The organism is Pseudoalteromonas marina (assembly GCF_000238335.3).
GTDB classification, from domain to species: domain Bacteria; phylum Pseudomonadota; class Gammaproteobacteria; order Enterobacterales; family Alteromonadaceae; genus Pseudoalteromonas; species Pseudoalteromonas marina.
In genome coordinates this window covers 333,962-358,683 of the sequence record NZ_AHCB03000007.1, presented here as the reverse complement: position 1 = coordinate 358,683, position 24,722 = coordinate 333,962, and the positions used below count along the sequence as shown (strand labels likewise).

Below are 24,722 nucleotides of genomic sequence, written 5' to 3'. Positions count from 1 at the left end.
GGACTAACATGAAACTGACTAATTTAGCGGCTTTTACACTACTGGCCAGTGCTACTTTTAATACTTGGGCACAGGTTGATACCAACAAAATAGAAGAGGTCATTAAAACCTCTATGGCGCGCTTTGATGTGCCAGGTATGGCCGTTGCTATTGTTGAAAATGACGAGGTTGTACTCGCTAAAGGGTTTGGCATCGCAAACCTAAATACAAAGGCTGAAGTAAATAAAGATACGTTATTTGGTATTGCATCAAATACAAAGGCATTTACCAGCGCCGCGTTAGCTAAATTAGTCGATGAGGGGAAATTACGCTGGGATGACCGCGTAATCGACCATTTACCTGAATTTAGATTATACGACTCATATGTAACCCGGGAAATGCGAGTGCGCGATTTACTAAGCCACCGTAGTGGTTTAGGCCTTGGGCAAGGCGACTTAATGATTTGGCCAAGCACAGATAAATCAGTTTCTGATATTTTATCAGGCTTAAAATACTTAAAACCAGCCAGCAGTTTTCGTAGTAAATACGCTTATAACAACCTGATGTTTGTAACAGCAGGTGAAGTTGTAGCGCGTGTATCTGGCATAAGCTGGAACGATTACGTTGAAAAACATATTTTACAGCCGCTAAAAATGACTAACTCACGCGCAGGTTTTTCGCGTATCCCAAAAAGTAATAAAAACTGGGCAATAGGGCATATTCCAATGGAGGGAAGCTTACACCCATTTTTTGTTAATTACCTTGAAGACTTTAGAGGTGCAGGTGCTATTGCATCGAGTGTAAACGATATGAGCCAATGGCTACGCACTCAATTGGCTGGCGGCAAAATGCCTAATGGCGATCAATTGTTTAGTGAAAAACAACAAGCGCAAATGTGGCATCCGCACATTACCTCTATGGCATCTAAAAGTGCCTTTGAGGCATACCATCAACAATTTAGAGGTTATGGTTTAGGTTGGAGTATAGAGGACTACCACGGCTTTAAAAAGCTAGGTCATGGTGGCGGTATTTTAGGGATGGTGTCGCAAGTTACGTTACTACCAGAAAAAAAACTCGGTATTGTTATTTTGTCTAATCAGCAAGCATTTAGTGCTTTAAGTGCAGTTACCCACGAAGTACTTGAGGATGTGCTCAACCTAGAGGATAAAGATTGGGTTGAAGATTTAGCCAAAAAGCATTTTGAAGGTAAGCAAAAAGCATACGCAAATGCGACACCACCAACCCCTGCGGATTATCAGCCACAGCTACCTAGTATAAATTATACTGGTACACTAAACGATGATTGGTATGGCGACGTTATTATTGAAGAGCTTGATGGTAAATTACGAATTGATTTTACGCACACAAAACGCTTAAAAGGCACACTTGAGCACTATACAGGCAATACGTTTATTGTTAAGTGGGACGAAAAGCTGCTCGAAGCCGATGCGTTTATTAGTTTTGAAATGAGTACAGCTAACCGTGTTAATAGCGCCAACATGCGTGCAGTTTCAACAGCCGTGACCGACTTTAGCTTTGACTTTAGAAATTTAAATTTAAAAACTAAATGATTAACGCTCAAGTTATATAGTTATACACCAAAGTCGCAAAGCCACCATCGGGTGGCTTTGTTATATTAAGTTTTCACTTATTTGGTTTTTGGAGTTTTTATGCGTACTGCAGTTATCTCACATCCACATTGCCGTAAACATAAAATGATAGACGATCACCCTGAGTGCCCAGAACGTTTAGATGCGATAACTGATCGCTTACTTGCCAGTGGCATCGACGTGGGGTTAAAGCATTTACAAGCGCCTAAAGCTCATCGAGAACATTATTTACTAGCGCACGATGAGGCGCTTGTTAATTTGGTTGAGCGATTAATTCCTCAAGAGGGCTTAAATAATCTCGATGGCGATACATGGCTTTGCCCTGACTCATTTAAAGCAATTGAGCGCGCGGTGGGGGCCGGTGTTTTGGCGGTAGATGAAATACTTGAAGATAAACTCGACGCGGCATTTTGTTCTGTGCGTCCGCCAGGGCATCATGCCAATAAGCACTCGTCATCAGGGTTTTGCGTATTTAATAACTTAGCGATTGCTGTTAAGTATGCACAAAGCAAAGGCATCAAACGTATTGCAATTGCCGATTTTGATGTACACCATGGTAACGGAACCCAAGACATTTTTATTGATGATCAAAGGGTACTGCTTTGCTCGTTATTTCAATACCCGTTTTACCCAAATACAGCGGTTAAAAATAATAACCATATTGTTAATTCGCCTTTACCTATTGCAAGCAATGGGGACGATTTAAAAGAGGTATTCAACACCCAATGGTTACCGAAATTAAAGGATTTTAAGCCTGAACTGTTATTTATAAGTGCAGGTTTTGACGCACATGTAGAAGATGACATGGCAAGCCTAAATTTTGTAGAAGACGATTACATTTGGCTCACTGAGCAGCTATGCAAAGTAACAAAAGAAAGTAGCTGTAAGGGAATTATATCGTATTTGGAAGGGGGCTATGCGCTATCAGCATTGGGTAGAAGTGCAGTAGCGCATATTAAAGTGCTTAGCGAGCAATAGTTATTAAAAGTATGTTTAAAGCCCGAGTAAATCAAATGCCTGTGAAGTACTTAGCGTTTTAATTTTACCTAGGCAACAATGCCCTTCATTTAATAGATAAGCAGTAACAAGGTGTGCTAGCTGCTCTTCGGTTAAGGCTGAGCAAAGTTGACCTTGTAGGTTAAGGTATTGACCTTGTTTATTAAGCACTCTCACATTACTTAGTTCACTTGATGCAACACCGTGTAAGCACTCATTTTGCTCTTGCTGGTTTCGCACTATTTCAAGCTCATCATAAATAATCATTAACTGTGGAAAGCTGTTTAACATGGTTAGCCTACAGTTACTTCGTATGAAGTAAATTTACGTATATTAATAACGCCGTTATCAAATATTAAATATTGGCCTTTAATACCTTGTAAAATACCGCTTACAACGGGATTTTTATCAAAGTTAAATGAGCTGATTTTGGTTGGGTATTCGGTGACTGGAAAGTTTAAATCAACAACGTCTTCATCAAGTTGTTCTATGGCTGTTGCACCAAAAAGCTCACTAAGCTCGTTTAGTTTATCGCTAATTTGTGGAATAAGCTCAGCGGCGGCAGCTTTTAAGTCTATAGCTTCGTTTTGACCTTTTAACATATTGCGCCAATTAGTTTTATCGGCAATAAACTCTGCTAATGCAACTTCTACCAATCCCGACTGCAAACGTGTTTGTACTTTAAAAATAGGTAAAGCTTGAGTGGCGCCTTGGTCAATCCAACGTGTAGGTATTTGTGTATGGCGCGTAATACCTACTTTTAATCCCGAGGTGTTAGCTAAGTACACGTAATGTGGGATCATACAATTTGCTTCGCCCCACTGTGGCTCTCGGCATGTACCTTGGTCGTAGTGGCAGGTTTCTGGCTTCATAATACACATGTCGCAGCTAGCCAGCTTACGCATACAAACAAAGCAATGACCTTGAGAATAACTTTTTTTGGTTTTTTTACCGCAGTTAGAACACAAAATAGTGCCGCTAAATGTAAGCGTTAGTTCTTTACCTATAAAAGCATTTAAGTTAACTAGCTCATCGCCAACGGGAAGGTGATATTGAACGGGCTCTGTTAAGCTCGATTTTAATTTACGCAGTGTGCCTTGCATCTTCACATAGCCCCTAAAGATGTTTAAAAAGGAGAGTCTAACATTTTTAAACTGTATTGGCTTTTTAAGAAATTAACATACTCAGGATAAGGCAACGCTTTAGCATATAAATAACCTTGTGCGCGGTCTGCATTCATTTGTTTTAAGAGCTGGTGGATTTCTTGAGTTTCAACACCTTCTACAGTAATTGACAAGTTAAGCTGGTGCGCCATATCTATTGATGTTTGAACTATGACTTGGTGAGCGGGGTTATTAACGAGGTCAAAAATAAATGATTTATCTATTTTAAGCTCGCTAAAGTGGTAGTTAACAAGGTAGCTCAATGATGCGTAACCTGTGCCAAAGTCATCGAGTACAACTTTTATTCCTAATGCTGATAATTCATCAACTAATTTAATGAGCACGTCTTGGCTTTCTACAAAGGCAGATTCAGTTAATTCAAACTTAAGTAAGTGAGCGGGTGCTTGATGTTTGATTAATATATTTTCTATTTTTTCAGCTAAGTTATTAATGGCTAAGTTTTTAGCGCTTAAGTTAACGCTAATTGTGTGCTCTTTATGGCCGCTGTTAATTAGCTCTACAAGATCTTTACAAGCTTGTTCAATAACCCACAAGGTCAGCTCATTAATTATTCCGGTATGCTCAGCCAATATTACAAGCTCTTCAATCGAAATGTTTTTATAGGTGGGATCAGGCCAGCGTAGTAGCGCTTCAGCGCCTATTACTTGATTATTGACTAAACTTATTTGCGGTTGATAATACAGCGCAAGCTGGTTTGTTTTAATTGCTTTTTGCAAATGAGCCGCCAAACCAACATCCATTATTAAACTGTTATTAATTGCAGATGACGCAACGCGATCTGCACGTCCTTTTGCATCTTTTAAGGCTAAGTAACCGCGCTTTAACCAATATTCAAAATCATTACTTTGGTTTGCACTACTAATGCCAATTGTGTAGTTGAGTTGCAGACTCAAACCTTTAATTTCATATTGCTTGGGGAGGTTACTAATGACTTTTGTGAGTAGTGTTTTGAGTGTGTCTTGGTTTTGGTTTTTGGTTGAGATACAAGCAAATACACCACTGTTTAAATCAGCCAGACGAGGACTGTTATTTAAATCGGTTTCAAGGTTTGCAAACTCTCTTTCGTGCATTAATTCATTCTCTAGTCGCTCAGCAATGTGCTTTATGAGGGTGTAACCTTGAGTCGATGTAATGATGGTATTAAGCGAATTAAAATGACATATTTTTATTAGGCACAAGGTGGTAGAACGGTTTTGGCTTTGCAGGGACATAAATGCTTGTTTGAGCTTAGAGCTATTAAGCAACTTAGTTTGTTGAGTGTGAGTTGCATGGTAAAGCGCGCGCTCTCGTTGATAGCGTACACGATCAGCCAACGCCATGGCCATTAAAACAATTTCACATAAAATCGCCACCAAAAAGGCGTGACGCGAAGTGAAACTGTAATCAATCACGCCGGTGAGCTCCAGTGGTTGTATTACAGCACCTAAAATAAGGGGAACCCACGAAAAAACGTAAAATTTGGCCCATCTAAAACCACTAAGCAGTTTTTTATAAATTAATATAGTGCATGCAACATATAGCAGCGCTAATACGCAGAAAAAAAGTGGCGCAGCGATGTTTTCAGGAATAAAAAAGCTAGCTATACCCATAACAAACATAAGAGAAAGCAGCGCTTTGCTCATTGTGTATCGCCAGCACTTATCTTTATGGTAGCGCAAAAACATAGTACAAAAGGCGAGAGTAAAAAACGAAACAGCGTAATTACTCACAATGACTTTGTGATGAAAAAATAGTTGCCATTCTAAAGGCCAAAGGTAAAACCCAAACCCAAGCACTATACCCATTAGTATCAGTGCGCTAATTATATAACCAATATAAACAAGGTAAACCCGGTCTTTTATACCAAAATAGAGTACTAGGTTGTAAAGTGCAGCCATGAGTAATACGCCAGCAAATATTCCCCAAATACCAGTTTGAGAACGCATTAAATCTACAAATTCTTTATCGCGGTATAAATTGATAGGTGTTTTGCTAATGCCCACAGTGTCTATTTTAATAACGAGGCGCTGGGTTGATTTTTGCTCCATCAAAAAGTTGATGTGTGGCACGCTGTACTGAAACAAAGTCAGTTTTTTTTCTCTATCACCCAACTTATAAGTTTTTAATATATGGTTGTTTTTATCTAAACGATAAACTGTGAGGTGATCGGCCATTGGATTATCAAAGTGAGCAACTACTTTTTGACTTTCTTGGCTTTTGTTTTCTAAATCAAGAAACAACCAATAATTTTGCTGAGTAAAACTCCAAGGAATTTCTGAAAAAGGAGCATGGGTAAGTAAATTAGGTTGCTTGATAATTGCATCGAATGTTTGGTTTTTGGTTTCATCAATGTAGTAGGCGTGATTGAGATACATTGGTGATGTTTTATCAATTGTGTAACGAGTAGGCACTACTAGGTTTGAAGCCAATGTATTGATAATAAAAAATATAAATATCAAAATGGCAACAGCAAGTGAATGATAACGTAAAGTTCTAAGTTCCAATGTATGCTTACTTTTTAAAAACTTTTAATTAGTGTAGCACTAAAAAAGCGCAGGCGAACTGCGCTTTTTTAGTTAAATTAATTGGTCATACCAATCAATTTTTATTAGCTTACTGCTCGCGAGCAATAGCACGATAAGCAATATCAGTTCGATACTCCATACCATCCCAGCTAATTTGTTTAACCAGCTCGTAGGCTCGTTGTTGTGCCTCTGTTACAGTGTTACCCAATGCAGTTGCGCACAAAACACGGCCGCCGGCAGTAACAACATCATCGCCGCTTTGTTTAGTACCCGCATGAAATACTTTTTCATCAGCAGGGTAGTTAACCTTAAGGCCTGAAATAGCATCGCCTTTAGGGTAGTCACCCGGGTAGCCTTTAGCTGCAAGTACAACGCCTACCGCTGCGCGTGGGTCAAACTCGATGGTGGTTTTATCTAGTTCTTCACGGTTAGCCGCTTCAATCAGTTCAACTAAATCTGATTGTAAACGTAGCATCATAGGTTGTGTTTCAGGGTCGCCAAAACGACAGTTATACTCGATAACTTTAGGTGTACCTGAGCTATCTATCATTAAACCTGCATACAAGAAGCCAGTGTACGGGTGGCCTTCGCTTGCCATGCCTTCTACTGTCGGGGTGATCACTTCATCCATAATGCGTTGGTGGATTTCGTTTGTCACCACTGGCGCAGGAGAGTATGCACCCATACCTCCAGTATTTGGGCCGGCATCGCCATTATAAGCACGTTTATGATCTTGGCTTGTTGCAAACGGAAGGACGTTTTTACCATCTACCATTACAATGAAAGAGGCTTCTTCGCCTTCTAAAAACTCTTCAATAACAACACGGCTACCAGCATCACCAAAGGCATTACCGGCAAGCATATCGCGAATAGCGTCTTCAGCTTCCTGATGTGTCATTGCAACAATAACGCCTTTACCTGCGGCTAAACCATCGGCTTTAATTACAATTGGCGCACCTTTTTCTTTTAAATAAGCAAGGGCCGGGTCAATTTGCTCAAATGTTTGGTAATCGGCGGTTGGTATATCATGGCGAGCTAAAAAGTCTTTCGTAAACGACTTAGAGCCTTCAAGCTGGGCTGCACCCGCTGTTGGGCCAAATATAGCCATATCATGTTCACGAAATTTATCCACAACACCTAATACGAGCGGTACTTCAGGGCCTACAATGGTGAGCTCTACATTATTTTGCTGAGCAAATTTTAATAGGCCATCTAAATCTTCAACGTTAATTGCAACATTTTCGAGTTTAGGCTCAAGTGCAGTGCCTGCGTTACCTGGAGCAACAAACACGGTATTTACTTTACTGTTTTGAGCGGCCTTAAACGCAAGTGCGTGTTCGCGGCCGCCGCTGCCAATGACTAATACATTCATGGCGTAATATTCCTATTTAAAGCGGTTTTTTAAATTTCAGCGTCATACGGTCGCTTTCACCAATAGCTTTATATTTTTCAGCGTCTTGTTCGCCAAGTCTTAAGCTAGGTGGTAGCGTCCACACCCCTTTAGGGTGATCGGCTGTATCTTTTGGATTAGCATTTATTTCACTAGTTGCTGCTAGCTCAAATCCTGCTTGCTTTGCAAGGTCAACCACGTAACTCTGTTTCATATAACCTGATGTTTTTTGATCCTCATCAGCACGGTTTTCAGCTAAACGATGCTCAACCACACCCAATGTACCACCTGGTTTTAGTGCTTTATAAAACGCTTTAAATGCGCTCAATGCACCGTCTGTATCTTTACCCATATACCAGTTATGCACATTGCGGAAGGTAAGTACCATATCGGCAGATTCTGCAGGCGCAATATCTAGGTGGGTTAAAGGGGCAAACTCTGTAATTTTAACATTACTAAAGCGTTCGTCTTCAGCTACTTTTTGTTTAAACGCAGCTAATGAGCGTTGATAGTAACCAACCGATGAGTCGCTAGGGAAATGAGCAGCGTAGTATAAGCCTTGCTCTTTCAATGCTGGCGCTAAAATTTCACTGTACCAACCACCACCTGGCGCAATTTCTACAACGGTCATTGACGGTTTAAAGCCAAAAAATGCCAATGTTTGCTCAGGGTGGCGATATTCATCACGAGCACTATTTTTAGCGCTTCGCTCGCTTGCTTTTATTGCGTGGCTTAGGCTTGATTCATGGTTATGGCTCAATGCCATTGTTGAAGTAAGTGCTAGGCTAGCAACAAGTAGAGACTTTAGTGCAAATTTCATCGTTTGTTCCTTCACATTAAAATTAGGAGTTAGAATAATCAGAATACGTGAATTGCTTGCAAACAAAAAGGGTTAAACGTTGAGCTTAACCCTTTTTGTGATTAGTGGCGGAAGTGACGCATGCCAGTAAACACCATAGCCATGCCCGCTTCATCCGCGGCCGCGATAACTTCTTCATCGCGCATTGAACCACCCGGTTGAATAACCGCTGTTATACCAGCCTCTGCAGCAGCATCTATGCCATCGCGGAATGGGAAAAACGCATCCGATGCCATAACAGAACCCGGTACTTCTAGGTTTTCATCAGCAGCTTTAATACCCGCTATTTTAGCAGAATAAACGCGACTCATTTGGCCTGCGCCTACACCAATAGTCATACCGTCGCGGGCATACACAATCGCGTTTGATTTAACAAACTTAGCGACTTTCCAGCAAAACAGTAAATCTTTAAGTTCTTGCTCAGATGGCTGACGCTTAGAGACAACTTTTAAGTCGCCTTGGGTAACCATACCTAGGTCGCGATCTTGTACTAAAACGCCGCCGTTTACGCGTTTAATATCGTGGCCAGTTGCTTTGCCACTCCATTGTCCGCACGCTAATAAACGCACGTTCTTTTTAGCTTCAACAATTTTTGCAGCTTCACTTGAAATGCTCGGGGCAATAATCACTTCAACAAATTGACGGTCAACAATAGCTTGTGCTGTTGCAGCGTCAAGCTCCCGGTTAAAGGCAATAATGCCGCCAAATGCTGATGTTGGGTCTGTTTTAAATGCACGGTCGTAAGCGCTAAGAATATCTTCACCAATTGAAACACCACACGGGTTTGCGTGTTTAACAATAACACACGCAGGTACATCAAATTCTTTAACACACTCAAGGGCTGCATCGGTATCTGCAATGTTATTAAACGACAGTGCTTTACCTTGTAACTGAGTAGCGGTTGCAACTGATGCTTCACTTACATCATTTTCAACGTAAAAAGCAGCATCTTGATGTGAGTTTTCACCGTAACGCATATCTTGCTTTTTAGTGAACTGCATGTTGATAGTACGTGGGAACTTAGTGTCTTCAACGGCTTCTTTAGTGTAATCAGGAACCATTTTGCCAAAGTAATTAGCAATCATGCCATCGTATTGAGCTGTATGCTCATACGCGGCAATAGCTAAATCAAAACGTGTTTTATACGTAGTTGAACCATTGTTATTTTGCATTTCGCTAATAACGCGATCGTAATCGCTCGCGTTTACCACAATCGTTACGTCTTTGTGATTTTTAGCAGCTGCGCGAACCATTGTCGGGCCGCCAATATCAATATTTTCAATGGCATCTTCAAGGCTGCAGTTTTCTTGAGCGACAGTATTCGCAAAGGGGTATAAGTTAACTACAACTATGTCGATTGCAGAAATGTTGTTATCTGCCATTACATCTTCATCTTGTCCGCGACGGGCTAAAATACCGCCGTGAATCTTAGGGTGAAGGGTTTTTACGCGGCCATCCATGATTTCAGGGTGACCAGTGTGATCTGAAACTTCAGTCACTTTTATGCCGTTATCAGCAAGGAGTTTACATGTACCGCCAGTTGATAAAATATCTACACCTTGCGCTTCTAGTGCGCGGGCGAATTCAACAATACCGGTTTTATCAGACACACTTAAAAGTGCGCGACGAATGGGACGATGAGTATCCATTGTAGTTTGATTTCCTCAGTTAATGAGCTAGCTTAGAAGCGGGCATTTTAACTGATTACAACTTAAAAAACGACTTATAAAGCGCCAATAAGCGTGAGCATTTTGCAACATCTCTACTAAATTGTACGCATAAAAAAAGCACCCTAAGGTGCTTTTTTAATAAACAGCTGTGATTTATCACAGCCAGCATATTAGTTCATGCCGTATTTTTTAAGCTTTTTGCGTAAAGTACCACGGTTGATACCTAGTAAAATAGCTGCACGAGTTTGGTTACCACGTGTGTATGTCATTACTTCTTCAAGTAATGGCGCTTCTAGCTCTGAAAGAACAAGGTCGTAAACGTCTTGCACATCTTGACCGTTAAGCTGTTTTAAGTAGTGGTGAACAGCTTTTTTTACTGCATCACGCAATGGCTGCGGTTTCTCGTGTGACTGAACATGAGGGTTTGTGATAAATGGAGAAGTCACGTTTTGTTCGAACATTATAAAGTCTCTTTCTTTCTTAGTTAGCTGCTAGTGTTTTAAAGTATTGCTCTAATGCGACGACCTGTGCTTCTGAGTTGTCGAGCGCATTAAATACTCGCCTAAACTGACCATCACTGTCATGGGTTTGCAAATACCAAGATACATGTTTGCGAGCAATTCTCGCGCCCATTGGCTCACCGTAAAACGCATGGAGGTTTGTTAAATGCTCCATTAAAATACTGCGCACCTCTGCAATAGCAGGTGGCTGCATGTGTTCACCAGTTCGCAAATAGTGGTCTATCTCCCTAAATATCCAAGGGCGACCTTGGGCGGCTCGACCAATCATAATGGCATCTGCACCCGTATAGTCTAAAACCTGTTTTGCTTTTTCTGGCGAGGTAATATCACCATTTGCAACAACAGGAATTGACACTGAACGTTTTATATCCCTAATCGTGGCGTACTCTGCTTCACCTTTATACATACATGCGCGTGTTCGCCCATGTACAGCCAGTGATGCAATGCCATAACGTTCAGCTATTCTCGCAATCTCTACACCATTACGGTTGTCCGGATCCCATCCTGTACGGATTTTAAGTGTTACAGGTATATCAACAGCATTAACCACTGCATCAATAATCTCTTCCACGAGTTCAGGAAACTGTAATAAAGCAGAGCCTGCGAGTTTCTTGTTCACTTTTTTTGCTGGGCACCCCATATTGATATCTATGATTTGTGCACCGTTAGCAACATTGAATTGTGCGGCCTGCGCCATAAGCTCAGGATCAGCTCCTGCAATCTGCACCGCGCGTATACCCGACTCACCGCTGTGATCCATACGATTCATCGACTTTTCAGTTTTCCAAACCTTTGGGTTTGACGATAACATTTCAGACACAGCAAGCCCGGCGCCTAAGCGACGGCAGAGTTGTCTAAATGGTCTGTCTGTAATGCCGGCCATAGGCGCAACAATTACATTATTCTCAAGTTGGTATTTACCGATACGCACTGTATTCAATAGGCCTCTTTTCAAGGGGCGCTAAGTTTACGGCTTTTTTGACAAAAATCAAAGGCTATAAATTGAACAAAAGTGACTTTTTTTTGCTCTTTTCGTATTGACATTTGATAACCGTATGACGGAAGGGTTTATTTGTGTGAAATTTGAACGAATGATGTTTTTATAATAAATAATGTTTATTTTTTATTTTGTAAAAAAATAGTAAAGCCTGTTAAATACAGGCTTTACATGCGACTTTTGAGTTAATACTCTAAAATTTATAATGTATATGGTTAGCTATTTTTTGTACCGCTAACACGAGTCCAATCACCTTCAATGGCAATATTATCTAGCCCAATAAAAGGGGCGTAAATATCAGCTACTGACTGGGCTTGCTCTTCTAATATGCCCGACATGGCAATTTTGCCACCTGGCTTTAACAATCCTAAAATCACACTGTGAAGCTCACGCAGAGGTTGCGCTAAAATATTAGCCACAACAATGTCAGCAGTAAACTCAGGTTGGTTTTCTGGTAAGTACACTTCTAGCTTATCGGCTACGCCATTTCTGTTTGCATTATCAAGACTTGCTTCAAGTGCTTGTGGGTCAATATCAATCCCAATCATGCGCTCAGCACCCAGTTTAATAGCAGCGATACCTAAAATGCCCGAGCCACAACCAAAATCCACAACGGTTTTACCGGTAAGGTCTTGGCTTTCTAGCCATTTTAAACACAGAGCTGTTGTTGCGTGTGTGCCTGTGCCAAAAGCAAGGCCAGGGTCAAGTAAAACGTTAACAGCATCAGGATCAGGAATATCGCGCCAGCTAGGGCAAATCCATAGCTTTTCACCAAACTGAATAGGGTGGAAGTTATCCATCCATTCACGTTCCCAGTCTTTATCTTCAAGCTGTTCAATTTTGTAAACGAGTGATTCATTTATTTCGTCGTGGCGTTTTAATAGTGCGATCACTTCGTTCATATCGTGATTAGCTTCAAATAAACCAATAACAGTGGTGTCAGCCCAAAATTCAACAGTGCCAATTTTTGGCTCATATATAGGTGTGTCTTTAGCATCCATAAAGGTAACAGACGCACTGCCTGCTTCCATTAATAGGTCACTTACTGCATCTGCGGTTGCAGCATTGGCATTGATACGGATTTGGATCCAAGCCATCTTTATTTCCTTGAAATAGAAAAAAGGCCGCTACAGCGGCCTTTTTAGTTTATACAAAGCGCTAAATTACTTAGCGTCTAAAAAGCTTTTTAGTAAATCTGAGCGAGAAGGGTGGCGTAATTTACGCAGTGCTTTCGCTTCTATTTGACGAATACGCTCACGTGTTACATCAAACTGCTTACCTACTTCTTCTAAGGTGTGGTCGGTATTCATATCAATACCAAAGCGCATACGAAGTACTTTTGCTTCACGCGCTGTTAAGCCGGCTAGTACATCGTTAGTTGCACCACGAAGCGACTCCATTGTTGCCGAATCGATTGGCGAATCAATGGTGGTATCTTCGATAAAGTCACCTAAGTGCGAATCTTCATCATCACCGATTGGTGTTTCCATCGAAATTGGCTCTTTAGCAATTTTAAGTACCTTACGGATTTTATCCTCTGGCATCATCATGCGTTCTGCTAATTCTTCAGGATTTGGCTCACGACCCATTTCTTGTAACATTTGACGAGAGATACGGTTAAGTTTATTAATCGTTTCGATCATATGTACCGGGATACGGATAGTTCTTGCTTGGTCGGCAATAGAGCGAGTGATAGCTTGACGTATCCACCACGTAGCATAAGTAGAGAACTTATAACCACGACGGTATTCAAACTTATCTACCGCTTTCATCAAGCCAATATTACCTTCTTGGATTAAATCCAAGAACTGTAAACCACGGTTTGTGTATTTTTTAGCAATTGAGATTACAAGACGTAAGTTAGCTTCAACCATTTCTTTTTTCGCACGGCGCGCTTTTGCTTCACCAATACTCATACGACGGTTAATGTCTTTAATACGCTCTATGCTTAAACCAGTTGTTTGCTCAATAATAGATAGCTTGTTGATACAACGAATTATTTCAGGTTTAACTTCTTCAAGTTTAGCTGAGTATTTCTCGTTGTTTGAAATTTCTAAATCAACCCACGAAGGATCTGTTTCGTTATTAGCAAAGTGCTTAACGAATGCTTTTTTAGGTAGCTTAGCAATTTGTACAGCTTGTTTCATGATTAGACGTTCTTGAACACGAACACGATCCATCATTTCGCGCATGTTGTTAACCATGCGATCAAACTGTTTAGGAATTAGCTTGAAGGTTCTGAAAAGCTCACCAATTTCAAAAATGGCGGCTTGTGAATCAGGATGCGAACGACCTTTAGCTTCAAACGTATCACGTGCTTTATTGTATAAATCACGTAAGTTTTCAAAATGAATGCGAGCTTCTTCAGGATCTGGGCCTGTATCTACTTCTTCTTCATCTTCATCATCGTCACTTTTGTCATCGTCTTCATCATCGTCATCAAGTTGTTTTTCACTTAATTCTGAACCGATGTTAGTTGCTGAAATTGGCGCTTCGTCTTCGTTTGGATCAATGAAACCAACGATGATATCGCTTAAACGCATTTCTTCTGCTTCAAACTTATCCCACTGCTCTAGTAGGTAAGTGATTGCTTCAGGATATTCAGCAACTGAAATTTGTACTTGGTTGATCCCTTCTTCAATACGCTTAGCGATAACAATTTCGCCTTCACGTGTAAGAAGTTCAACAGTGCCCATTTCGCGCATGTACATGCGAACTGGATCGGTAGTGCGGCCAATTTCTTTTTCTACCGTAGCAAGTGCAGCAGCGGCAGCTTCAGCTGCGTCTTCGTCTGTCGTTGTTTCTTGCATCATTAGTTCATCGGCATCAGGCGCGTTTTCGCTAACCTTAATACCCATGTCATTAATCATGCTTATGATATCTTCTACTTGATCTGAGTCAATTATGTCTTGTGGAAGGTGATCATTTACTTCTGCAAAAGTTAAGTAGCCTTGCTCTTTACCTTTTTGAATCAGAAGTTTTAATTGTGACTGAGGAGTTGGATCCATAGAGATTGTTTCTTCCACTCTGATAAGTTGATACAACAGGCGCCATCACTTGGTTTACATTAATGCCAACCAGAACAATGTGACGCAGTGAATAGCACAGTATAACATCCAAAACTAGATCTGACTAGCTGTTAGTCGCTTTTAACGCTGTCATTAGTAAATGACATTCTAGTCTTTCGCCGCTATTTAAACCTTGTGTCTTGTCTTTTATTAATAAGGTCTCTAGTCGATAATTTAAACACTGATCTTCAATAAATTTAAAAGTATTTTTAAAAACAGTCTCTAAACGTTCTTCATTTATTTCATGTTGCCAAGTAGCGAGCTTAATAAGAGGCTCATAATCGTCAGTATCTCTAAAAAATTCGAGTATCTGAGCCGTAGTGATAGTCTCTTTTTCAAGTGCTTGTTGCTGCAAGCGAAGCAATAAACCAATACCTGCAATGTTCATTTGTGCAAGTTCTGGTAAATAAGGAACACTTTTAGCTAGGTTTGGATGCTGAATTAAAATACCAATAGCCTGTCGCATTGGGGTTATTTTAAATTTTCGCTCAATAGAATGCTGTTGCTTTGGTGTTTTTAATCGATTATTAAGTTGTTCACGCGTGCGCCCAATTAGTCTGCCTAATTGCTCTAAAATATTTTCTTGGTAAAATTCACTCGGAATTTTTTCAATGAGCGGTAGGGCTGCACTGAGTAATTTTGCTTTACCCGAATCGAGTGTTAAATCAATTTCTTGGCTTAATTTGTTAAACATGACTTTAGTAAAGTCATCGGCTTCACTTAAACGCTGTTCGAATGCTTCTTTACCTTCTTTTTGCACTAATGAATCGGGATCTTCTCCATCAGGCAAAAATACAAAGTTCAATGCTTTACCGTCATTTAAGTAGGGGAGCGCATTTTCAAGTGCCCGCCAAGCTGCATCGCGTCCAGCTCGGTCGCCATCGTAACAACAAATGACCTTATCGGTCGTTCTAAATAACGTATGCATGTGTTCGCTTGTTGTGGCGGTTCCCAGTGCTGCAACAGCGTATTCAATCTCTTTTTCTGCAAGTGCAACAACATCCATGTAGCCTTCAACGATAAGAATGTGCTCTAACTTTTTGTGTGCTTGTTTAGCTTCATAAAGGCCATAAAGCTCAAACCCTTTATGAAAAATTCGGGTCTCTGGAGAGTTTAAATATTTAGGCCCTTGATCAGCTTGCATAACGCGACCGCCAAAGGCGACAACTCTGCCGCGTTTATCACGAATAGGAAACATTAAGCGGTCGCGAAAAAAGTCGAACTGCCTGCCTGGTGTTTTTTCTGAGGCGAGCTTTAATTCGACGAGTTGCTCTTTTTGTTCTTTATTACGGCCAAGTTGTAAACATAAGCCATCCCATTCACTAGGGGCGTAGCCAACCATAAACTTTTTAACGGTTTCTCCGCTCAGTCCTCGACCTTTAACATAGTCAATGACTGCGGCCGAGTTAGCGTGGTGCTTTAGTTGGTGCTGATAAAAGCGAGCTGTATGAAGCATCAAATCGTAATCTGAACGCTTTTGCGCAGCGGTACGTTCTGGCGCAGAGCTACCGCCTTGTTCGCGGGGCACGTCCAAGTTGAGCATGCTGGCAAGCTCTTCAATGGCATCAACAAACTCTAGTTTGTCGTATTCCATAACAAATGATATTGCGTTGCCATTCGCCCCACAGCCAAAGCAATGATAAAACTGTTTATCTTGCGATACCGTAAACGAGGGAGACTTTTCGTTATGAAAAGGGCAACACGCTTGATAGTCTTTACCGGCTTTTTTAAGCCCAACTTTAGAGTCTATCAGGTCGACAATATCGGTTCTGGCAAGTAAATCATCTATAAAACTTCGTGGGATCTTTCCAGCCATTAGTAAAATACAGTCCTGAAATATTAAGAAGAATAACGAAAGTGAAACTTAAAATTTATACTCGTAAGGTATAAATAATTGGACCTTAACTTATCAAAATGACGGCTAAATAAATAGAGTCAGTACGAATAATTTCATTTTTGAATATAGGCATAACGTTTACTTTTTAGTGACGTAAAAACAAAGAAACCGAGCACTAGGCTCGGTTTACTTCAATTATACTTTACGTATAGGGAGTGTTAGGCGGTTAATCTTTGCTTTATTAAACCAGAGATCTTACCCATATCGGCGCGACCTTCAGCTTTGCTTTTGATTATACCCATCACTTTACCCATGTCTTGCATACCTGCTGCGTTAGTATCAGCAATAGCCGCGTCAATGAGAGCAATTATTTCTTCGTCACTCAACTGTTGAGGTAAGAAGGTTTCAAGTGCTGCTATTTCATTGGCTTCAATTTCAGCTAAATCATCACGCCCAGCATCTTTGTACTGAGTGTAAGAGTCGCGACGTTGTTTAACAAGCTTCACTATAACGGAGGTAATACCTGCGTCGTCTAGTGTTATTTGCTCGTCAATCTCACGTTGCTTGATTGCAGCAAGTACCATGCGAATAGGGTTAAGACGTTGTTTGTCTTTAGCTCTCATCGCATCTTTTTGCGCATCTTTTAGCGTTATTAAAAGGCTCATTTATACAAGACCTAATGTATTAGTATAATTTAACGCGACGAGCGTTATCACGAGAAAGTTTTTTCATGTGACGCTTAACTGCTGCAGCTTTCTTACGCTTACGCTCAGCTGTTGGCTTTTCATAGTGCTCGCGACGACGAACTTCTGAAAGGATACCTGCTTTTTCACATGAACGCTTGAAGCGACGAAGTGCTACGTCAAACGGTTCGTTCTCTCTTACTTTAATTACTGGCATTAAAAATTCACCTACCTAAATTATGAGCGTTGCTCAAGTTGATCAAACATTGATCAAGTGGTTCAAAAATGGTGCGGTATTGTAATCCGAAGCAACACCACATGTAAAGGATAATATTAACAGAAACGCATAGTGTAAAACAGTATTAATTTAGCTGGCGTTGGTAGAGTCTACAAAATACTTGGCCTGCTTTTTTTTCTTTAATTAACAGCCAGTTACTAGGTGGTTTGAATGTATTTAGATCGCTCTCTACTTCGAGGTAAATTAGTGCTTCTTCGCTAAGCCAATTATTTATTTCTAATAAGTTACAGCTAGTTTGAGCTAAATTTTTGCGAAAAGGCGGGTCAACAAAAACAAGATCAAAAGGCGTATTACTATTTTTTTGTTCTAAAAATGAAAGAGAGTTAGTGTGCCTTACCTGTGCATTTTGTAATTTTAGTGTTGCTATGTTTTGCGCTAGTTGCTTTGCTGCACTTGGGTCAAGCTCTATAAAAAGAGCAGTACTTGCAAAACGCGAAAGAGCTTCAAACCCCAACCCACCAGAACCTGCAAAACAATCGAGAACGTTAGCATCACGCGTGTCTTGCATTAACCAGTTAAATACTGTCTCTTTAATTCGGTCTGTAGTAGGGCGTAAACCTTGTACGTCTTTTACTGGAAGCTTTCGGCCGCGAAATTGCCCACTTATCACTCTAATAAAGCCATCAGTAGATTTGGTAATTGCTTTATTTTTAGTTGTTTTATTTCTCATTTAGCTCACTAAAAAATGGTATCTGGGATCTAGCTCAGATAATATTGTAGTAGATTACGTATAGCTTCATTTTTCAACCGCATTAAAAGTGTTACTATTGAACACTTATGTTTTGAATGGTTGTTTGGCTGGCAAAGTGTGTTGGCTCTTCCAAGCTATTTTCAAATTTTAGTTTATCAGATTTTTATAAGTGGTTATTAGCAAGTATGGCAAAAAAAAGTAAATTAATGTCTTGGCTCGGCTTTGGTAAGTCAGATAAAAAACAAGCCGAACAAAAAGCAGAGGCTGATAAACAACAAGCTTTAGCAGAGCAAGAAGCTAAACGCTTAGAAGAAGAACGCGTTGCCGCTGAAAAAGCCGAGCAAGAACGCGCTGCTGCAGAGCAAGCGGAAAAATTAGCAATAGAACGAGCAAATGCTGAGCTGTTAGCAAAAGAACAAGCGGAAGCCGAGCAGCAGAGAGTGGAGCAACAAAATCGCCTTGCTGAGCAAGCTGAAGCGCAGCGTTTAGAACAAGAACGTATTGCAGCACAGCAAGCAGAGGCGCAACGCATAGAGCAAGAACGCATTGCAGCAGAGCAAGCAGAAGCGCAGCGCTTAGAACAAGAACGTATTGCAGCACAGCAAGCTGAAGCGCAGCGTTTAGAACAAGAACGTATTGCAGCACAGCAAGCAGAAGCGCAGCGTTTAGAGCAAGAACGCATTGCAGCACAGCAGGCAGAAGCGCAGCGCATAGAGCAAGAACGCATTGCAGCACAGCAAGCTGAAGCGCAGCGCATAGAGCAAGAACGCATTGCAGCAGAGCAAGCAGAGGCCCAGCGTTTAGAGCAAGAACGTATTGCAGCAGAGCAAGCTAAGAAAGAAGAAAAGCCTAAGAAAGAAGGCTTTTTCTCACGTCTTAAAAAAGGATTACTAAAAACCCGCGTTAATATTGGCGCAGGATTTTCGTCTATTTTTAGTGGTAAAAAAATAGATGATGACCTTTTTGAAGAGCTTGAAACTCAATTATTGACGGCTGATTTAGGCGTAGATACCACCATGAAGTTAATCGATAGATTAACGGACGGTGCAAATAGAAAGCAGCTTAAAGATGGTGATGCTTTATATGAGTTAATGAAGCAAGAAATGGCAGCGATGCTAAAGACTGCTGAACAGCCATTAACAATACCAGCAGAAAAAAAACCGTTTGTGATTTTAATGGTAGGCGTAAATGGGGTTGGTAAAACAACTACGATTGGTAAGCTAGCTAAGCAATTCCAAAATGAAGGTAAGTCGGTCATGCTTGCTGCGGGTGACACTTTTAGAGCCGCTGCGGTTGAACAACTTCAAGTATGGGGTGAGCGCAATAGTATTCCAGTTATAGCACAGCATACCGGCGCCGATAGTGCATCGGTGGTATTTGATGCTTTTCAGGCCGCAAAAGCGCGTAACGTAGATGTGTTAATTGCTGATACAGCAGGTCGTCTGCAAAATAAAGATAATTTGATGCAAGAGCTTGAGAAAATAGCTCGTGTAATGAAAAAAATAGATCCTGATGCACCGCACGAGGTGATGCTAACAATAGATGCAGGTACAGGGCAAAATGCGATTAGCCAAGTAAACTTGTTTAACCAATGTGTAGGTTTAACGGGTATTACTTTGTCAAAACTTGATGGTACAGCAAAAGGTGGGGTTATTTTTGCTGTAGCTGATAAGTTTAACATTCCAATTCGTTATATTGGTGTTGGTGAAGGTATTGATGATTTGCGTTCATTTAAAAGCGATGACTTTATTGATGCATTATTTAGCCAAGATGAGGACGACGCTTAATTTACCAAGAAGGGAGCTTGCTCCCTTTTTAATTGCGAGGAATACCAATTGCATTAACACTTTAATGAGGTTGGCATAATAAAAAATGATAAATTTTCAGCAAGTAAGTAAAACCTATCCAGGGGGGCACCGTGCCCTCGAAAAAGTTAATTTTCATATAAAACCTGGCGAATTGGCCTTTTTGACAGGCCATAGTGGTGCGGGTAAAAGTACACTTTTAAAGCTTATCAGTTTAATGGAACGTCCATCTGCTGGTAACGTATTTATTAATGGTGTTGATTTAAATAAAGTTAACTCGCGACAAATCCCTTACGCTCGCCGAGATATTGGTATTATTTTTCAAAACCATCGATTATTAGAGCGATACACTGTATTTGATAATGTTGCGCTCCCGCTGATCATCGAAGGTACTCATCGTAATCAAATTGCAAAGCGTGTTCATGGTGCGCTCGATAAAGTGGGTTTAATCGATAAAGTTAAATGCCATCCATCTATGTTGTCGGGTGGTGAGCAACAGCGAGTCGGTATTGCTCGCGCTATTGTAAATTCTCCGCCAATTTTACTTGCCGATGAGCCAACGGGTAACTTAGATCCTGAACTCTCAATGGAAATACTTAAATTATTTGAAGACTTTAATAAGCATGGTACAACCGTACTTATTGCTACCCATGACTTAGGCCTTGTTGCACGCATGAAGTATAGGAGCTTAACGTTAAAGGATGGCAGAATGCTTGAAGATCCATTAGCGCAGGGGGCATTATGAGTTTACTGTTTAAAAGCCGCCAAAACAAAAACGAAAAACAAAAAAAATCATTTATTTCAAATGGCTACTTTTTTATCGTTAATATTTTTCGCCAAGGGATTCATAGCCTGGGTGAAATGTGGCGTACACCACTGGCATCTATGATGACAATTGCGGTACTTGGATTAAGCTTAACGCTTCCTGCCACACTTTACTTAGTGGTTAAAAATGTCCAGCAAGTTAGTAGTGGCTTTGAAGAGGCTAGTGAAATATCGTTATTTGTAAAACAAACAATGACGAAACAAGAAACAGCAACGCTAGTTAAGCGCCTAGCCTTATATCCTGAAGTAGAGAGTGTAACGTTTATTTCAAAACAGCAAGCGCTAAAAGAGTTTCAGGAGGTGTCAGGTTTTGGGCAAGCGCTAGAATATTTAGATAGCAACCCATTACCCGATGTTGTGCTCGTTACACCTACTAAGCGGCATCGCCAACCTAATGCCGCCAAGGTACTTATGACCAAGTTAGAAGCAGAACGTGAGGTTGATTTTGGCAAACTTGATATAGCCTGGTTAGAGCGCTTAAATGCATTGCTTAGCTTGCTAAAAGAAAGTGTAATAACCATTACCTTGTTATTATTAACCTCTGTAACCCTTATAATAGGTAATACTATTCGCCTATCGATTATGGATAAAAAAGAAGAAATACAAGTAATGAAACTTGTAGGTGCTACAAATACGTTTATACACGCACCATTTTTATGGACTGGTATTTGGTATGGCGTTATTGGTGGATTATTTGCTTTTATATCAGTTGCATTGATGATGTGGTGGCTTTCTTCAGCCGTAAACAGTGTGGCTGGTGTGTATCAAACTAACTTTTTACTCATTGGTTTAACGCTTAGCGAATTTGGCTTTTTAGTTTTACTTGCTACAAGTTTGGGGTTTGTTGGCTCTTACTTATCTGTAAATCGATACATTAAAGAAATAGAGCCAGACAAAGTGTAATACGCACCTATATAGCTCGCTGTTAATCAAGCGAACTATATAGGTTATGCTATTGGCGCTTTATTCGCTTCAAAGTAAACTTTGTGAATATACATTTAACTTTATAAGCGTGTTTATCTCTTCCTCATTCGCGCAAGCTAATACAAGTGAAGTAACTCAATGCTTAGCGCGTATGTTATTGGGTTGGGTTGTTCAGGTCCTATAAAAACTGTCACATTTATCTACTACCCTCCATATCAAGCATGAATTGTAAATAGAGTGAAAAACTGACGTTAATCACCCGCAATCCCTTAATTCATCGCTTATTCAGTCGCTTATAGTAGACTTCAATAACGCTAAAAAACCGCTTGATTTATACTTTAAAAAAGTTTTAAATTGGGGTTAGCACTCTTCAGTAAAGAGTGCTAAGATGGTTTCAAATGTTTATCACCGAGGTGAAAAATGAGTAAAGATTTATACGCAATGGCACTTACAGTTGGACAACAAAGCGCAAGCATGGATGGCTACCTTCAAGCGGTCAGCACAATCCCCATGCTTAAAGTTGAAGAAGAGCAAGAACTTGCTAAAAAACTTCAGGAAGAAGGCGATCTTAGTGCTGCAAAGCAACTCATTATGTCGCATTTGCGCTTTGTAGCGCATATAGCTAAAAGCTACTCGGGATACGGCTTGCCACAAGCTGACCTTATTCAAGAAGGCAATATAGGCCTGATGAAAGCGGTTAAACGTTTCGACCCAAGCGTGGGTGTTCGTTTAGTATCGTTTGCAGTGCATTGGATTAAAGCCGAAATACACGAATTTGTTCTTAAGAACTGGCGTATAGTTAAAGTAGCTACTACAAAAGCACAGCGTAAATTGTTTTTTAATCTTCGTAAAAATAAAAAGCGTTTAGGCTGGTTTAACCAAGCAGAGGTTAGCACTGTTGCTAGTGAGCTGGGTGTAAGCGAAAAAGAAGTGCGTGAAATGGAATCTCGTATGAGCGGTCAAGATATGGGCTTTGACTTAACGGGTGATGATAACGATGACGCACCAACAAGCACTTATTCACCGGTACAATATTTAACGGATGGTTCTGCTGATTTAGCTGATGACATTGAACAGCAACAATGGCAAGAACAGTCTCATACTCGTTTGTTTAGTGCACTTAAAACACTAGATGAACGTTCACAAGATATTGTAAGTGCGCGCTGGTTGTCTGATGATAAAGCAACACTGCAAGAGCTTGCTGAAAAATACAGTGTATCTGCTGAGCGTGTTCGCCAGCTTGAAAAAACAGCAATGAAAAAGTTACAAAGCGCTATGAGCTGATACGTTCTAAAAGCGTAATTTTTTTAAAAGCCCTGCATTAATATGCAGGGCTTTTTTGTTGAAAATTTATGCGCATTCATGTAGGTTCTAGTGATTATAAAAAAGCTTTAAAAGGATATTTGGCTTTGAATTACTACTTAATGTCGTTAATTATCGCCCTAGGCGTGATTATTAGTATTGGGCATGACCCACACTATTACGAAGTAAACTACATCTTAATCCCCGCTTTTTTGCTCACTATATTTGGTTTTATTTATAGATTAATTGGTAAGAAGATATTTGGCTTTGTAGCAATGCTCGGCTTTATTTTTTTTGTGCCTATTGGCCTGATAGGTATCTACGCAATCAGAAACATGATGGATGATCATGCTAAATTACTATTCAAAAGGACACTGAAAAATGACAACAGAAACCATCGATAAACCTACAGGTATTATTAAAGTTGATAAAGGTAAACTGCAAATACAATTATATGTAGGTATATTAATTTTACCTGGAGCCTTCTTTATACCAATGGCTGCATTTTATGGTGTACTACTCATTACTATGTATTTTGTTAATAGCAATATTGAAGTGGTTAGGTTTTATTCTAAATACTCAGAGGTTAAACAAGGCTTAATTCGTTCACGTTGGTTAATAGCTAATAGCGCGGTTGTAAGTGCAAAAAAGCTAGATGAACACATAGTTCTTACATTGATGGAAGATGAAAAGCTAAAAACACGAAAAATAACACTGAAACCAATTAGTGAAGACGGCCAAAAGAGTATTTTGAAATACTATCAGGCACAAGCAAGAAAGAATAAGTACCCTATTTAATTATCGCGCGCTAATCGTTTTCCCTTGAGCTTGCGCTAACTGAATATATTTACGTTGTACTAACTGAGAAACAGGTACTAACTCATAGCCTTGTTGAGTAAGCTCAGGCAGGGCTTTACGTAAAAAAGCAATGGTCTCAGGATAAGGGTGAGCAATGGCAATGGCAAAATTGTGATCTGTTGCTTTTTGTTTAAGTTCATCGAGCCTAAACTGAAGCTGATCTGCTGTTGTTATGTTGTCCAAAAAAACATGGCGACCAATATTTTCAACCCCAAAAAAGTTTGCAGCATTTTGCGCCTGGCTTAAGCCAGTTGTTCGGCTATCTAAAAAGTACAACTCGCGCTTTTTAAGTACTTCCATTGTCCATTTCATGGCTTGGCTTTGCTGAGTTAATGCAGAGCCCATATGATTATTAACACCTCTAACTTGCGGTAAACTTGCTAGTGCTGTTCCTAGCGTTTGTTGAAGTTGAGCTTTGTCCATATCAAGAGTAAGCGCACCAGGCCCTAGTGCTTTGCCGTTAAGTGCCTGCATAGGCACATGTAAAAGCAGCTCTTTATTTGCTTTGCTAGCACGTGTTGCAAAAACTTGCGAATAGGGTGTGTGGGGCAAAATTGAATAGGTCAATTGCCCAGGTAAGGTTAAAAACTCTAAGTCTCTTTGGTGATAGCCTATATCATCAATAACTATCGCTATTTGTTTAGCATTAGCGCTAAAGCAAGCAATACATACACTGAAAAAAAGCCACATCCGTATTTTTTTGTTAATAGTATTCACGTTT

Annotated in this window: 23 protein-coding genes; 8 read left to right on the top strand and 15 right to left on the bottom strand. The window is 40.3% G+C overall.

Annotated features, from left to right (window positions below):
* Positions 1–8: 8 nt before the first annotated feature.
* Entirely contained in the window at positions 9–1,550 is a 1,542-nt protein-coding gene (locus PMAN_RS12840) for a serine hydrolase (RefSeq protein WP_010556649.1), read from the top strand.
* Positions 1,551–1,649: 99 nt separating this feature from the next.
* The gene (locus PMAN_RS12835; RefSeq protein WP_010556648.1) at positions 1,650–2,567 is read left to right on the top strand and encodes a histone deacetylase family protein; all 918 of its coding nucleotides are present in this window, start codon (positions 1,650–1,652) and stop codon (positions 2,565–2,567) included.
* Between the two features lie 15 nt (positions 2,568–2,582).
* Here PMAN_RS12835 and PMAN_RS12830 read toward each other — a convergent pair whose 3' ends face one another.
* From PMAN_RS12830 to rsmD, 14 genes are all read right to left on the bottom strand, one after another.
* Positions 2,583–2,876: a hypothetical protein gene (locus tag PMAN_RS12830; protein WP_010556647.1), complete on the bottom strand. Its 294-nt coding sequence runs from the start codon at positions 2,874–2,876 to the stop codon at positions 2,583–2,585.
* A gap of 2 nt (positions 2,877–2,878) precedes the next feature.
* A complete protein-coding gene (locus PMAN_RS12825) occupies positions 2,879–3,688 on the bottom strand; it encodes a DUF2797 domain-containing protein (protein ID WP_006791167.1) in 810 nt (269 codons plus the stop codon).
* 23 nt (positions 3,689–3,711) lie between these two features.
* Positions 3,712–6,252: an EAL domain-containing protein gene (locus PMAN_RS12820; protein ID WP_006791166.1), complete on the bottom strand. Its 2,541-nt coding sequence runs from the start codon at positions 6,250–6,252 to the stop codon at positions 3,712–3,714.
* A 109-nt stretch (positions 6,253–6,361) separates the two neighbouring features.
* Entirely contained in the window at positions 6,362–7,645 is a 1,284-nt protein-coding gene (gene purD, locus PMAN_RS12815) for a phosphoribosylamine--glycine ligase (protein ID WP_010556646.1), read from the bottom strand.
* A 16-nt stretch (positions 7,646–7,661) separates the two neighbouring features.
* Positions 7,662–8,483: a class I SAM-dependent methyltransferase gene (locus PMAN_RS12810; protein WP_006791164.1), complete on the bottom strand. Its 822-nt coding sequence runs from the start codon at positions 8,481–8,483 to the stop codon at positions 7,662–7,664.
* Positions 8,484–8,584: 101 nt separating this feature from the next.
* Positions 8,585–10,171 (bottom strand): bifunctional phosphoribosylaminoimidazolecarboxamide formyltransferase/IMP cyclohydrolase, encoded by a 1,587-nt coding sequence (gene purH / locus PMAN_RS12805; RefSeq protein WP_010556645.1) that lies wholly within the window; start codon positions 10,169–10,171, stop codon positions 8,585–8,587.
* 191 nt (positions 10,172–10,362) lie between these two features.
* Positions 10,363–10,653, bottom strand: a complete 291-nt coding sequence (gene fis, locus PMAN_RS12800) for a DNA-binding transcriptional regulator Fis (protein WP_002957804.1) — start codon at positions 10,651–10,653, stop codon at positions 10,363–10,365.
* 19 nt (positions 10,654–10,672) lie between these two features.
* Positions 10,673–11,644: a tRNA dihydrouridine synthase DusB gene (dusB, locus tag PMAN_RS12795; RefSeq protein ID WP_010556644.1), complete on the bottom strand. Its 972-nt coding sequence runs from the start codon at positions 11,642–11,644 to the stop codon at positions 10,673–10,675.
* A 281-nt stretch (positions 11,645–11,925) separates the two neighbouring features.
* A complete protein-coding gene (gene prmA / locus PMAN_RS12790; protein ID WP_010556643.1) occupies positions 11,926–12,807 on the bottom strand; it encodes a 50S ribosomal protein L11 methyltransferase in 882 nt (293 codons plus the stop codon).
* A gap of 66 nt (positions 12,808–12,873) precedes the next feature.
* Positions 12,874–14,718, bottom strand: a complete 1,845-nt coding sequence (gene rpoD, locus PMAN_RS12785; protein ID WP_006794813.1) for an RNA polymerase sigma factor RpoD — start codon at positions 14,716–14,718, stop codon at positions 12,874–12,876.
* Positions 14,719–14,842: 124 nt separating this feature from the next.
* Positions 14,843–16,594, bottom strand: coding sequence for a DNA primase (gene dnaG / locus PMAN_RS12780; RefSeq protein ID WP_010556642.1), 1,752 nt, complete (start codon positions 16,592–16,594; stop codon positions 14,843–14,845).
* A 239-nt stretch (positions 16,595–16,833) separates the two neighbouring features.
* On the bottom strand, positions 16,834–17,280 hold the full coding sequence (locus tag PMAN_RS12775; protein WP_008128764.1) for a GatB/YqeY domain-containing protein: 447 nt from the start codon (positions 17,278–17,280) through the stop codon (positions 16,834–16,836).
* 19 nt (positions 17,281–17,299) lie between these two features.
* Positions 17,300–17,515 (bottom strand): 30S ribosomal protein S21, encoded by a 216-nt coding sequence (rpsU, locus tag PMAN_RS12770; protein WP_002957797.1) that lies wholly within the window; start codon positions 17,513–17,515, stop codon positions 17,300–17,302.
* A gap of 145 nt (positions 17,516–17,660) precedes the next feature.
* Positions 17,661–18,266 (bottom strand): 16S rRNA (guanine(966)-N(2))-methyltransferase RsmD, encoded by a 606-nt coding sequence (rsmD, locus tag PMAN_RS12765; RefSeq protein WP_006794810.1) that lies wholly within the window; start codon positions 18,264–18,266, stop codon positions 17,661–17,663.
* 227 nt (positions 18,267–18,493) lie between these two features.
* Here rsmD and ftsY point away from each other — a divergent pair, with 227 nt between their 5' ends.
* From ftsY to PMAN_RS12735, 6 genes are all read left to right on the top strand, one after another.
* Positions 18,494–20,074, top strand: coding sequence for a signal recognition particle-docking protein FtsY (ftsY, locus tag PMAN_RS12760; RefSeq protein WP_479687538.1), 1,581 nt, complete (start codon positions 18,494–18,496; stop codon positions 20,072–20,074).
* Positions 20,075–20,159: 85 nt separating this feature from the next.
* On the top strand, positions 20,160–20,837 hold the full coding sequence (gene ftsE / locus PMAN_RS12755) for a cell division ATP-binding protein FtsE (RefSeq protein WP_006794808.1): 678 nt from the start codon (positions 20,160–20,162) through the stop codon (positions 20,835–20,837).
* Positions 20,834–21,820, top strand: coding sequence for a permease-like cell division protein FtsX (gene ftsX, locus PMAN_RS12750; RefSeq protein ID WP_006794807.1), 987 nt, complete (start codon positions 20,834–20,836; stop codon positions 21,818–21,820). Before ftsE ends, ftsX begins: the two co-directional genes overlap by 4 nt.
* 441 nt (positions 21,821–22,261) lie before the next feature.
* A complete protein-coding gene (gene rpoH, locus PMAN_RS12745) occupies positions 22,262–23,125 on the top strand; it encodes an RNA polymerase sigma factor RpoH (RefSeq protein WP_008128777.1) in 864 nt (287 codons plus the stop codon).
* Positions 23,126–23,193: 68 nt separating this feature from the next.
* A complete protein-coding gene (locus PMAN_RS12740) occupies positions 23,194–23,547 on the top strand; it encodes a hypothetical protein (protein ID WP_010556640.1) in 354 nt (117 codons plus the stop codon).
* Positions 23,525–23,941, top strand: a complete 417-nt coding sequence (locus tag PMAN_RS12735; RefSeq protein WP_010556639.1) for a hypothetical protein — start codon at positions 23,525–23,527, stop codon at positions 23,939–23,941. The genes PMAN_RS12740 and PMAN_RS12735 overlap by 23 nt, the downstream gene beginning before the upstream one ends.
* On the opposite strand, the gene PMAN_RS12730 is transcribed toward PMAN_RS12735, so the two are convergent.
* Positions 23,942–24,691: a divergent polysaccharide deacetylase family protein gene (locus tag PMAN_RS12730; RefSeq protein ID WP_010556638.1), complete on the bottom strand. Its 750-nt coding sequence runs from the start codon at positions 24,689–24,691 to the stop codon at positions 23,942–23,944.
* Positions 24,692–24,722 lie beyond the last annotated feature (31 nt).